We start from the raw sequence: 12,010 nt of genomic DNA, 5'->3' as shown, positions 1-12,010 counted from the left end.
TGGCGCCTCGGCGTCGCGGCCTCACTTCGTTTGTCCCGACGGCGATCCGGGTAGCACAACGGAAGCGGCCGAACGGAAGTGACAGCAGAGGAGACGCCCATGAGGCACAGCCCCGTCGACCATGATCGGACCACCCATCGACATGGCGCCGAGCCGGAACGGGACGTCGAGCACACGCCCGGGCTCATCGTCGTCGGGGCCGCGGTCCTGGCACTCGTGGTGTGCGTGGCGACCTTCGCCCTCGGGGACGCCGGTGCGGGCGTAGCGGCGGCCATCGTCGCCCTGCTCGGGTTCGGCGCCGGTTTGGCCTGGCTTACCATGGACCGCAGGCGAATTCGCCAGTCTGAACGGGAGTGGCCGATCGGCCACGCGGCACGCTAGCGCTATTGCAGCGCGACGAGGTTGTGCACGGACTTCTCCACATCGGAGCGGAGCACCCGTGCGACCAGCCCCCCGATCGGACCGCTGAGCAATCCGCCCCTGATGTCCGCGGTCAGGTGGAAGTCGGTTCCGGATTGCTCGTCCGTGACGGTCATCGCCACTCCGAGGCGAATCCCCCCGCGACCGCGACCTTGCAGCTCAATGGATTTCGGCTCGTCGTAGCGGGTGACCGTCCAGTGGATGACGTTGCGAAACCCCTTGACCTTCACGCAGGAGGACACGCAGGTGCCCTCCTCGATGGTTTGCGGAACGGGTCCGCGCCATCCGGCGAAAATGGTCATCCACTCGTCGAACCGGCTCAGGTCGGACGCCAGCTTCCAGGCGGTCTCCGGATCTACCTGCGACGTCACCGAAACATCTACTCGAGCCAAGTCTTCTCGCTCCTCCCCGGACGATGATCGTGCTGGGCGCCGGCACCGCGACACAGGCGGGAGGCGCGCAACACGCGGTGGATACCCGGGGACGGCCGGACCTACGCGTCGGCCTGGAAAGTCAGGGCCAGGCCTCGGCCAATTGCTTCGCCACGTCGATGACCTGCGCGGCCTGCGAGTGCGGCGCGTCGATCTCCTCGGCGACATACTGGGCGACGAACCGGCGGATCTCACCGTCGACGCCGGCGAGGATGCGCAACACCTCGCCGCGGAAGGACTTCGACGACACGTTGACGGTGATGTCGGACGGTCGTGGCTTCGCGACGTCGACGATCAGCAGCAGCGGCTCGGCGGCCCGCGCCGTGGCCCGCAACGCGATGTCCCCCGAGACCACGAACCGCTGCTTGTCGAGTCGGAGGTCGAGTAGCAGATCGATCGACAGCGGGATGTGTATGACGAAGGTGATGCTGTCGCCCAGGCGGCGGGTGACTTTGGGCTCGTGGATCTTGACGTTCGCGCTGACCTTGGCGATCCCGCCGGGCCCTTGCGCGATGGGCTCCATGGCGAACTCGTTGCCGGCGATGTCGGCGAATGCGGCGGCGACACGCTCGGGGGTGACCGCGACCTCGAAGAATCTGCGTCCGAACTCTTCGTAGGTGACAAAATCGTGAGTCTCCATAGGCTTATACCGTCTCACGCCGGCCGCGCGAACCGTTGCTGATCTGCCCGCGTCGCGGGAAATCGGCCCCGGTACGGCTCCCCGCTGGGACCGCCGTCGATCCCGGCGCATTGTGAGGCGCGCCACACACCGGGGGCTTCAATTCGATTCGCCGGGTGGTGGCCTGGGAGGCTTGTTGCGTTGGGAGGTGTTTTCGATGTGCGCCCACAAAGCTGCCGAGCGGCGCTCGGACCTGTCGCCCGCGAGCCTGCTCACCTGGCTCGGCGGTGGTCAGTGGCGGGAGCTGGATGAGCGCCACGAGCGGTCCACCCACGCCGTATCCGGCGCGGTGGTGCTGTTCGGGGCGGTGCTGGCCTGGCTCGTCGCGACGCTGGCGGTGAGCGAGTCAACTCGCTGGTCACTCCTTTCCATCCTGCCGGTGACCCTGGTGTTCGGACTGCTGGTCGGCGCGGTCACCCGCGCCACCGCGGCCGGGTCCCCCGGGGGCCGGGCCGGGGTGGCGGCGCGCGCGGCGGTGGCGGCCGCGCTGGGCGCCGTCGTGGGTGAACTGGCCGCGATCGTCCTGCTCTCCGGCTCGATCGACCATCGTCTCGACGAACGCGCCCTGCGCGACGCCGGTTCGACGCCGGCGGTGGCGCAAGCGTCGGCGTCGCTGCAACAAACCCGGGACACGCGCGCCGCGCTCGACGGCGCCGTCGACCGGGCTCACCAGCAGCAGGATCAGGCCCTGGTCATCGCGCGCTGCGAATACCACCCGACCCCGGCCTGCCCGCAAACCCGGATCACCGGTGTCCCCGGCGCGGGACCCGAAACACGAACGGCGAACGAGGTTTTGGCGGATGCCCAGCGCGAACTGGACAGCGCGTTGGCCGCCCGTGACCGCCAAGCGCCCGCGCTGGACGCCGCCATCTCCCGGGAGCAGCACGCGCTCGACGAGGCGCGCCGCGGCGTGGTCGCCGACGCCGATCGCGGCCTGGGAGCGCGCTGGGTCGCGATGAACGACCTGACATCGGCCGACTTCGGCGCCCTGACGTTGCGGCTCATGGCGATCGCGTTCTGCGTCCTGGTCTACCTGCTGCCGCTGATCCTGGGACGGTGGCGTGGAGAGACCACCCAGGATCGCCATGCGTCGGCGCGCGCGGAGCGCGAACGCGCAGAACTCGAGGCGGACACCGCCATCGCGATCAAGCGGGCCGAGGTCCGTCGCGAGGCCGAGATCATGTGGGCCGAGCACCAACTCACCCAGGCTCGGATGGCGATCGAGGCCCAGACGGAGATCGACCGCGAGCAGCAACGCCGGCGAATCGAGGCGGCGTTCGAGCCCCCGGCGCGGGCGCCGTCACAACGCACTCTCGAACCGGCCGACGAAGACATCTACCTGCCCATCGCCGCGGAAGCCGAGGCCGCCAGCCGGGCGCTGGTCGGCCTGCCCGCCCCCGCGCAGACCACCGGCGTGGAGAACTTGCCGGCGCCGGCCGGGCGCGAGGTCGCGCCGCGCGAAGACCGTGGCGCGTCGCTCATTCCCTCGATTCCCGATGCCACCAAGGCCGCGGCGCGGTGGGTTCGCCCGCTGGTGCCGCCGTTCGTGGCGCGGGTGCTCGACACGACGACCGCGCCGCTGCGCACCGCGCGTCAGGTCTTCGAAGAGGTCGAGGAGATCACCTTCGCGCTGCGGCGCACCCACCGGGTCACGATGGACTCCGAGAGCTCCGACGCCGGCGAGCGGCCCACGCCCTCGGCCACGACGGATGAACAGCCCTCCCCCGCCACGGGATTCATCGACTCGTCGCGCGTGGATCGTACCGCGGTGACCGCACGGCGGCCGGGCGGTCAAGACCTGTCCGCCGCCTCGCTGGGCGCGTCGGAGCGTGGAAGCGCTCCGGAATTGACGCAGCGCGACGGACCGGCCGAACTCGATCCACCCGCGGACCCGCGGCAACTGCCGCCCGCCTGACGGCGTGCTGTCCCCGGTGCGCTAAACGGGCCCGGGCGCCTATTCGTTGCCGAAGGCTTCGTAGAGGTCCGGTAGGAAGGCGGCCAGGTGATTCATCTCCTGGGCGCAATGCACCATCAGGTTGCGGGCGCTGGTCTCGGCGTTGCCGAGCACCCGCGAGGCGATCGGGCGCACCGCCCGCGACGCGACGCCAGGCACATTGCGCACCTCGATGTGCCGTCCGCCCATCCAGAATCGCGACCGCATCTCGGCCCCGTTCGCGGTCGACCGGATGTGGTGAATGAACCATCCGACGTCCACCGGGGCTTCGCTGGACCCCAGCCGGGCACAGATCGCCACCGCACCGTCGCTGTCGGGCGGGCAGCCCATCGTCGCCGGCTCGACGAATTGGATTGCGCCATTGAGCATTGTCGAGCCGATGTACTCGCTGATCAACGACCAGCGGCCGATGTAGCGCTGGGCGCCGAGACGCCCCGCGTCGTCGCCGTCCTTCCACGCGGCGTGCAGATGGGCCCGCGGATGCCACAGCTTGTAACGGCGGCTGTCGCAACCGTGCCAGCCGAACCACCAGGACCACATGGCCGGGGTCACCCCCGGCATGTCGGTGCGCACCGACACCTGATAGCCGCCGTCCTCGAGGACCCCGTAGCCATTCTCGGTCCGCTGGTATCCGTCGTCGGCGACCCGCGCGGCCTCGTCGAACGCCGACAGCGCCATGGCGCCTTGCGGGCCGTGTTCCAAGGCCTCGACGACATGGCGTGGCAACGGGGCCATCTCGGGTGTGAAGAACTTGCCGAACGGGGTGTTCGCGTCGTCGCCGCGGTAGCCCAGATAGAGGTCGCCGGCCATCAGAGCCGTCCCATCCAGCTGTTGAACAGCCCGTCGGGGTCGTACTCGGCGCGCACGCGGTCGAGCTTGGCCATGGCGGCGTCGCTGGCGAATCGCGCCGGACGCTGGCCGAGGTTCTCGTCGGCCAACTGGATGCCGATCGCGAACTCCGACATCGCCGCCATGTTGGACCGCGCCCAGTCGGCGTATTTCGCCTCGTCGGCCGGGTCCTTCCAGGACCCGTACAGGGCCAGGTAGATGTCACCTTCGACGCTGTAGGCCATGTCCTGGCGGGGAGCGCACGGACCCCAGTTGAGCCACAGGAAGTGCGCCGGATGCGGGGGCATGGTGTCCAGGATCGTCCGGATGCCCGGCAGCAGCTCTTCGGCCGACGCCGAGGTCCACATGTTGTCGACCGCGTAGTGGTGGTCGGACAGGTAGTGGCTCATCGCGACGTCATACCAGGTCGGCAAATCTGTTGGCAGGTAGGGGATTTTGACCAGCGCGCGATCGGCGACCGGGCAGCTGCCGAAGAGGGCGAGCGCCTTCTCGGCTTCCTCGTCGGAGTCCGCGAACGCGGGCGAGGCGAGCGAGATGACCGGGGTGTCGATGCCCATGTTCGGTTCTCCGCGCGAGGCCACGGCCTGCAGCTCGACGCGAGGGTCCACCTCGGCGCCGACCGCGCGGGTCCACGTGAAGACCTCGTCGGCCAGCTCGAACGGGTAGACGTAGACGCTGGTGCCGCAGGCGCCGGGCCGGGGATAGAGCTTCAGGTAGAACGACGTGACCACACCGAAGAAGCCAGGCCCGGCGCCGCGGGCGGCCCAGTAGAGGTCGGCGTTGTTGCTGGCGTCGCAGTGGATCTGTTCGCCCTCGGCGGTGACGACGTCCAGGCCGACGACGCTCTCGCAGGCGGGGCCGTATATGCGGCTGTTCCAGCCGTAGCCGCCCTGCAGCAGGTAACCGCCGAGGCAGACACCCTTGCAGTGGCCGCCGGGGAAGAACAGGCCCTGCGCCTCGAGGTCGGCCATGAGCAGGCTGCCGCCCTTGCCCGGACCGACTTGGGCGAGCCGTTTGCCGGCGTCGATGACGGCATGGTCCAGGCGGCTGACGTCGAGCAGAACGGAGCCGTCACGCAGGTGACTGGCCGCGAAGCTGTGCCCGCCGGAAACGATGCTGACCTTCAGGCCGTGGGCCGTGGCGTAGCGGAGGCCGGCGACGATGTCGTCGGCGTCGGCGGCCTGGACGATGACTTCGGGATAGCGCTCCGGCACCCGTTGGTGCCACACGGTGCGCCGGCGGGCCGGCTCGTACCCGTCGTCGCCGCGGAAGTGGTGCCGCCCGGCCGGTAGCCCGCTCATCTGGAATCTCCCTTGATTCGCTATTCGGATCTTTGTGATTCGCGATGCGGAACAATATAGTGGAAGAATGCCGTCTTCGGGGGAGAATCTTTCAACCGGCCGCGACGAAGGCATCCAGGTATTACGCCGCGCCGCCGCCGCGCTGGACGAGATCGCGGCCGAGCCCGGGCGGTTACGCCTGGTCGACCTCGGTGAGCGGCTGGGCCTGGCCAAGTCGACGGCTCGCCGGCTGCTGGTGGGCCTGGTCGAGGTCGGGTTGGCCAGCGTCGATCCGCAGGGCCGATTTTCCCTGGGCGACCGTTTGCTGGGGTTCGGCAACTCCGACGGCGCGCACATCGCGGCGATCTTCCGGCCAACCATCGAACGGGTCGCGCGCGCGACCGACGGGGAGACGGTCGACCTCTCGATATTGCGCGGCCAGCGAATGTGGTTCGTCGATCAGATCGAATCCTCGCATCGGCTGCGCGCCGTCTCGGCCGTCGGCGTCCGGTTCCCGCTGGATTCCACGGCCAACGGCAAAGCGGCCCTCGCGACCCTCGACCACGCCGACGCCGAGGCGGTGATCTCGCGCTGCGATCCCGATGTGGGTGATCGGCTGCGCGCCGAGGTCTCCGAGATCCGTTGCACCGGAGTGGCGTTCGATCGCGACGAACACACCCCGGGGATTTCGGCGGCCGCGATCGCACGCCGCGCGGTGGGCGACAACGTGGTCGCCATCTCGGTGCCGGCTCCGACGGAGCGCTTCCTGGAGAAGGAACAGCGCATCGTCGCCGCGCTGCGCGCCGCGGCGGAATCGCCGGTCTGGGCCCGCTAGCGTCAGCGAACCAGGTTGATCCCGTAGTCGATTCCGGGGAGCCCGGGCGCTCGCCACCTTCGTGTGCGCCGGACACCACGCCCCCGGGTCGGCCAGTGCAACGGCAGGTCCTCCGAGGGGTCGCCGGGATCGGTCAGGGCGGAGTTGGTGACGGCCGGGTTACCCCTCGAAAGCTCGGCCGTCCCAACGTCGTGAGCCCCGCTCAACAGGGCAGTGCGGCGGAGGAGAACAGCGGGCCCCATTCGTGCCGGGCCGCGGACTGGGCATCGGTGAAACTCGGTGTCTTCTCGCCGTCGCCGGCCAGGTGCACCAACGCCCACGCCATCGCGAACACCGGCACCTTGTGCCGCAATGCCGCGCTGTGCAATTCGTCCAGGGCGGCGTCCGACGGGCACCGGCGCAGGCCGATGAGAATGCCCCGCGCGGTGTCGAGGATGCGGCCGGAATGCGGGCCACACGAAGTCTGGGCGGGGACCCAGTTCGTCGTCATGCTGTGGATACCTCCTGCGGCGCCGTCACGAAATCCGCCACTGGCTATAGCGGACGAGGAATTCCTGCGCTACGCATCGTCGCGGCCGCAAACCTCAAAGGCGCCCTGTGCCATGATTTGTCGATCGAGCGCGATGTGCCAGACCACCGAGGTGATTGATACCCGCCTGTGACCGATTCGGGATCGGCTGCTAATCAACGACTCCCGCGGCACACCGATGGGAATTGGAATTCGCGGAATTCGAATTACCTTGTCAAGGAGAGTATTTCGTCGAAGCCACCGGCGATGGCGTCGTAGAAGGCGTCGTAATCGGGAATTGCGGTGGTGTCGATGTTCAAGCCGAGCCCGCAGGTGTCGACATAAGTGAGAAGCGTGACATTGACGGCCGAACCGATGGTGGGGCCGAATGCGTATTGTGCGCGTACCGGGACGCCACCGAGGAAGACCGGCACCGGAACGCCGGGCACATCGCTGGCCACGAAATCGACGTGGCGCAGCACCGAGCCGATGTACCACCGGGGTGCCAGGTTGAGAACGCCGGCAATCAATTGCGTATATGGCAGCGACTTTTCGTTACGCACCGCCGCGGTACGCTGCCGGATCGCCGTGATGCGTTTCGCCGGGTCGGTCTCGCCGACGGGCACGTCGAAGCGCATCAGCGTGATCCGGTTTCCGCCGATGCCGTCATCTTGGGTCCGCAGGCTGATCGGCATCGTGATGTGCAGGTCGCCCACCGGCACGCCGTGCTTTTCGTGGTAGAGGCGCAGTCCACCGGCGACCCCCGCGACGAAAGCGTCGTTCAGCGCCCCACCGCACCGGTGTGCCGCCTCCCGCAGCGGCCGCGTCGGCACCTGATGCACCGCGAGATGGCGGATCAGGCCGCGCTCCGTTGCCAACGGCGACCCGGGTCGGCTGATCGGCCGGACGGTCCGGTAGACGGATGCCGCGGTGGTCGCCGCGGACCGGATGGTGGCGATGGGCCGCCGAACGCTGTCGTACATCAACCGTGGCACCCGGTTGGCCGCCCCCACCAGGGCCGAGTTGAGCAGGCCGGCGTCGTAGCGCACCGCATCGCGGTAGCCGCCCAGCAGTCCCGACCCCGCGACCTCCGGCTCCGGCGGCAGGGGCTCGGCGGGATAGTGGTCTTCGGAGAGGTCGAACAGCCGCATCGCGATCTGGACTCCGCCGACCCCGTCGGTGAGTGCGTGGTGGAACTTGCAGATCACCGCCGCGCCGCCGTTTTCCAGGCCGTCGATGAACGTCGTCTCCCACAGCGCGCGGGCCCGGTCGAAATCCTGCATCTCGGCGACCCGCGCGAGCTCGAGCACGTCGTCGAGGGTTCCGGGGCCGGAGATGGTCGCTCGCCGCAAGTGGTAGTCCAGGTCGAAATCCCGGTAATGCTCCCACCGCGGCGGGGCCGGCGCCGGTGACTGCACGACCCGCTGCCGGAACATGGGCAGCGTGCGGCTGATCAGGTCGAACCGTTTGCGCACTTCGTCCCAGTCCGGGGACCGGTCCAGAAGGATGACGCTGACCACGGTCGAACGCAGTCGTGGGTCGGTCTCCATCGCCCAGGTGAAGGCGTCGCTGGCACGCATGAATGCAGTCATGTTTGTACTCCTTGCACAAAACGTACGACTGCGAACCCCCGGGGTCATCGGGTTATCGGCAGTCGATGACTTTGGTCCCCACGGATAGCGCCTTTGGTCGACTGCCGGGCGCGGACGCTACAGAATCGCGTTGACGTCCTTGGCCGTAGCGATGTCGTCCCATTCGACGCCGAGCTCCAGCAGGATCTCCTCGGTGTGCTGGCCGTGCTCGGGGGCACGCGCGGGCGCCGGCGGCGTCTCGTCGAACTGGACGGGCGCGGCGACGATGCGGTACTTCTCGCCGTGGTCGTCGACGTTGGTCACCACGTATCCGTTGGGCTCGACCTGCGGATCGTTGAGGGTTTCCCGCGGCGTCGCCAGGGCGCCCCACACGCCGGGTTCGTCCTCGAGCGCCTTCTGCCAGTGGGCCAGGTCGTGGCGGGCGAACACCTCGGTGAGGATCTCGGTGGCCGCCGCGGCGTTGGCGATCAAGTTGACCGACGGCACGAAGCGTTCGTCGGTGGCCAGTTCGCCCAGGCCGATGCGCTCGCAGAACCCCGCCCAGAATTTGTCCGGTTGCAGGAACACCAACTGGATCCACCTGCCGTCCCGGGTCTTGTACCGGTTGACGAGCGGGTTGATGGCCAGCCCGGGCGGCGCGCCCGGGATGCCGTCGATGTCGAAGAAGTCGGCCGCCGAGATGGACGGCGCGATCGCCCACATCGCCTGCGCCAGCAGCGAGGAGTCGACGACCGTCGGTTCACCGGTGCGTTCGCGGTGAAACAGCGCGGCGCATACTCCCCCGGCGAGCGTCACCCCGCCTTGCAGGTCGCCGAACGCGGGCCCCTGTACGGCGGGGGTCTCCGTGCCGAACGGCGTGAGCGTGTACGCGACGCCGCCCCGCGCGAGGTAGGTGGCCGCGTCGAACCCGCCCCGGTCGCGGTCCGGGCCCCGCACCCCCAGCCCGGTGCCGCGGGCGATGATGATCTTCGGGTTGAACGCGCGGACGTCGTCCACCGTCAGCCGGGCCCGTTCGAGCGCACCCGGCAGCCAATTGGTCAGGAACACATCCGCACTGGCCAGCAGGCGACCGAACAGCTCGCGGCCCATTTCGGATTTGATGTCGATGGCGACGCTGCGCTTACCGCGATTGCCCAATTCGAGGATGAAGTCGGCGTCCGGACGGGCCGCCTCCCGGGTGAACCCGCCGACGACCAGCGCGCGCCCGGGATCACCGGAGGCGACGCCCTCCACCTTGATCACGTCGGCGCCCCAGTCCGCCAGGGCCGCACCGGCCGAAGGCACATAGGTCCACGACGCCAACTCGACCACCCGCACCCCTGCGAGGACACCCCCGCGGACACCCCCGCGCTCGTCGGACATCGCCACTCCCCTCGGCCGACCGCTATTCCTTGCTATTTTAGATATTCTAGCTAGTCTAGGGCGTAGTGCTAGCCCAGCTGCAGGTCAGCGCAGTTTTTCGGGGAAGAGATGCGATGGATGCGACCGTTGGCCCGATTCCGACACCCGTGACCGCGCGCCGTGTGCGCGGCCGGCGCACCGGCGAATACCACTGCGCGCCAACGCCGATCGCAATCTGACGAAGGAAGGGCGATGGGCAGGGTAGCGGGCAAGGTGGCCGTGATCAGTGGCGCCGCGCGCGGCCAGGGCCGTTCGCACGCGCGGATGCTGGCCGCCGAAGGCGCGGACATCATCGCGGTGGATCTGTGCGCCGACATCGAGACCAACGAATACCCCCTGGCCCGGCGCGAGGACCTCGACGAGACCGCGCGGCTGGTCGAGAAGGAGGGGCAGCGCGCGTTCACCGCCGTGGCCGACGTCCGCGACCGCGTGGCGCTGGCGGCGGCGATCGACCAGGGCGTGGCCGAGCTGGGGCATCTCGACGTCGTCGTCGCCAACGCGGGAATCTGCCCGCTGACGGCCGGGCTGCCGCCGCAGGCCTTCGCCGACGCCGTCGACGTGGACCTGGTCGGCGTGCTGAATCTGGTGCACGCCGGCCTCAAGCATCTTCAGGCCGGCGCGTCGATCATCGTGATCGGCTCCAACGCCGCGTTCATGTCGTCCCTGAGCACCTCCGGCGCTGAGAGTGGGGTCGGTGGTCCCGGCGGGGCGGGCTATGCCTTCGCCAAACTGGCTGCGGCGCACTACGTCAACGACTTCGCGCTGGCGCTCGCCAAGTTCTCCATCCGGATGAACGCGGTGCACCCCACCAATGTCAACACCGACATGCTGCACAGCCCGCCGATGTATCGGGCCTTCCGGCCGGACCTGAAGGATCCGACCCGCGAGGACGCGGAACCGGTTTTCCCGCTCGTGCAGGCGATGCCGATCCCGTATGTCGAACCCGAGGACATCAGCGAGGCGGTGCTCTTCCTGGCCTCCGACGCCGCCCGCTACATCACCGGGCAACAGCTGCGGGTCGACGGCGGCGGCTTCCTCAAGGTCAAGCCCTGGTCGGGTGCGTGACCTCGATGAGCGACGGTCAGGGCGCGGCGGGCGTCGAGCGCCGACTCTACGAACTGATGGCGCTGATGAAGGCCGCCGACGACCGGCTGTCCCAAGGGATCGGCACCGGCGAGTTCATGTGCGTGTACTGGCCGTCGCGCGGGCAGGAGGCCATCGCCGCCGCGATGGGCGTCGCGCTGCGGCCCGACGACCAGTTGGTGACCACCTACCGCGGGCTGCACGACCTCATCGGCAAGGGCGTGCCGCTGGAAGAGATCTACGGCGAGATGATGGGCCGCACCGTCGGCGCCGGCCGCGGCAAGGGCGGCAGCATGCACATCGCCAATCCCGCTCGGGGCGTGATGCTTTCGACCGGGATCGTCGGGGCGGGCCCGCCGGTGGCGGTGGGATTGGCGATGGCCGCCAAACGCAAAGGCCTCGATCGCGTCACCGCGGTCAGCTTCGGCGACGGCGCCACCAACACCGGGTCTTTCCACGAGGCGGCGAACATGGCCGCGCTGTGGGACCTGCCGATGGTGTTCGTCTGCCAGAACAACCTCTACGCCGAGATGACGCCGACCGCCGACACGATGAAGCTCGAATGTGTCGCGGACCGGGCGGCCGGCTACGGCATGCCGGGGGTGCGTGTCGACGGAAACGACCCGCTGGCGATCAAATCGACACTCGATGAGGCGCTGTGGCGGGCCCGCGCCGGTGGGGGCCCCACCTTCGTCGAATGCGTGACGTTCCGCTTCCGCGGCCATTACTTCGGTGACCGGATGTCCTACATCCCCAAGGATCAGCTGGCCGCCGCGATCGAAGCCGACCCGGTGCCCCGCTTCCGCGACCAGCTGGCCGAGGCCGGCATCTGCGATCGGGACGAACTCGACCGCATCGACGAGGAGGCGCTGGCCGCGGTGGAAGCCGCGCTGCGCACCGTGATGAGCGCCGAAGCCCCGTCGATCGACGAGCTGGACCGAGACGTGTACGCGGCCCCGATCAAGTTCCCGGTGTGAG

General features: G+C 69.0%; 12 protein-coding genes. 5 read left to right on the top strand and 7 right to left on the bottom strand.

Translation table 11 applies throughout. The annotated features are described in order from the left end of the window. The first annotated feature begins 99 nt into the window (after nucleotides 1-99). Nucleotides 100-381 carry a hypothetical protein gene (locus AWC03_RS02920; RefSeq protein WP_085239031.1) on the top strand — a complete coding sequence of 94 codons (282 nt, stop codon included), beginning with the start codon at nucleotides 100-102 and terminating at the stop codon, nucleotides 379-381. Nucleotides 382-383: 2 nt separating this feature from the next. Here AWC03_RS02920 and AWC03_RS02915 read toward each other — a convergent pair whose 3' ends face one another. Next, nucleotides 384-812, bottom strand: coding sequence for a type II toxin-antitoxin system Rv0910 family toxin (locus tag AWC03_RS02915; protein WP_085239030.1), 429 nt, complete (start codon nucleotides 810-812; stop codon nucleotides 384-386). 121 nt (nucleotides 813-933) lie between these two features. Further along, complete coding sequence (locus AWC03_RS02910; protein WP_085239029.1) at nucleotides 934-1,491, bottom strand: hypothetical protein; 558 nt, start codon at nucleotides 1,489-1,491, stop codon at nucleotides 934-936. A 196-nt stretch (nucleotides 1,492-1,687) separates the two neighbouring features. On the opposite strand from AWC03_RS02910, the gene AWC03_RS02905 reads away from it, so the two are divergent. Further along, on the top strand, nucleotides 1,688-3,445 hold the full coding sequence (locus tag AWC03_RS02905) for a DUF4407 domain-containing protein (protein ID WP_085239051.1): 1,758 nt from the start codon (nucleotides 1,688-1,690) through the stop codon (nucleotides 3,443-3,445). A gap of 39 nt (nucleotides 3,446-3,484) precedes the next feature. Here AWC03_RS02905 and AWC03_RS02900 read toward each other — a convergent pair whose 3' ends face one another. Continuing rightward, entirely contained in the window at nucleotides 3,485-4,294 is an 810-nt protein-coding gene (locus tag AWC03_RS02900) for a DAPG hydrolase family protein (RefSeq protein ID WP_085239028.1), read from the bottom strand. After that, nucleotides 4,294-5,634, bottom strand: a complete 1,341-nt coding sequence (locus AWC03_RS02895) for an FAD-binding oxidoreductase (RefSeq protein ID WP_085239027.1) — start codon at nucleotides 5,632-5,634, stop codon at nucleotides 4,294-4,296. The genes AWC03_RS02900 and AWC03_RS02895 overlap by 1 nt, the downstream gene beginning before the upstream one ends. Nucleotides 5,635-5,701: 67 nt before the next feature. On the opposite strand from AWC03_RS02895, the gene AWC03_RS02890 reads away from it, so the two are divergent. Then, nucleotides 5,702-6,448: an IclR family transcriptional regulator gene (locus tag AWC03_RS02890; RefSeq protein ID WP_085239026.1), complete on the top strand. Its 747-nt coding sequence runs from the start codon at nucleotides 5,702-5,704 to the stop codon at nucleotides 6,446-6,448. A gap of 202 nt (nucleotides 6,449-6,650) precedes the next feature. On the opposite strand, the gene AWC03_RS02885 is transcribed toward AWC03_RS02890, so the two are convergent. The 3 genes from AWC03_RS02885 to AWC03_RS02875 form a co-directional block, all read right to left on the bottom strand. After that, nucleotides 6,651-6,938, bottom strand: a complete 288-nt coding sequence (locus AWC03_RS02885) for an ANTAR domain-containing protein (RefSeq protein WP_085239025.1) — start codon at nucleotides 6,936-6,938, stop codon at nucleotides 6,651-6,653. A gap of 245 nt (nucleotides 6,939-7,183) precedes the next feature. Then, nucleotides 7,184-8,548: a wax ester/triacylglycerol synthase domain-containing protein gene (locus AWC03_RS02880; RefSeq protein ID WP_090421930.1), complete on the bottom strand. Its 1,365-nt coding sequence runs from the start codon at nucleotides 8,546-8,548 to the stop codon at nucleotides 7,184-7,186. Nucleotides 8,549-8,665: 117 nt separating this feature from the next. After that, nucleotides 8,666-9,910 (bottom strand): CaiB/BaiF CoA transferase family protein, encoded by a 1,245-nt coding sequence (locus AWC03_RS02875; RefSeq protein ID WP_085239023.1) that lies wholly within the window; start codon nucleotides 9,908-9,910, stop codon nucleotides 8,666-8,668. 231 nt (nucleotides 9,911-10,141) lie between these two features. On the opposite strand from AWC03_RS02875, the gene AWC03_RS02870 reads away from it, so the two are divergent. Next, nucleotides 10,142-11,014: a mycofactocin-coupled SDR family oxidoreductase gene (locus tag AWC03_RS02870; RefSeq protein WP_085239022.1), complete on the top strand. Its 873-nt coding sequence runs from the start codon at nucleotides 10,142-10,144 to the stop codon at nucleotides 11,012-11,014. Nucleotides 11,015-11,019: 5 nt separating this feature from the next. Continuing rightward, nucleotides 11,020-12,009: a thiamine pyrophosphate-dependent dehydrogenase E1 component subunit alpha gene (locus AWC03_RS02865; protein ID WP_085239050.1), complete on the top strand. Its 990-nt coding sequence runs from the start codon at nucleotides 11,020-11,022 to the stop codon at nucleotides 12,007-12,009. Nucleotide 12,010 lies beyond the last annotated feature (1 nt).

Source organism: Mycobacterium europaeum (genome assembly GCF_002102155.1).
Lineage (GTDB): Bacteria > Actinomycetota > Actinomycetes > Mycobacteriales > Mycobacteriaceae > Mycobacterium > Mycobacterium europaeum.
This window is presented reverse-complemented; position numbering and strand designations above follow the sequence as displayed.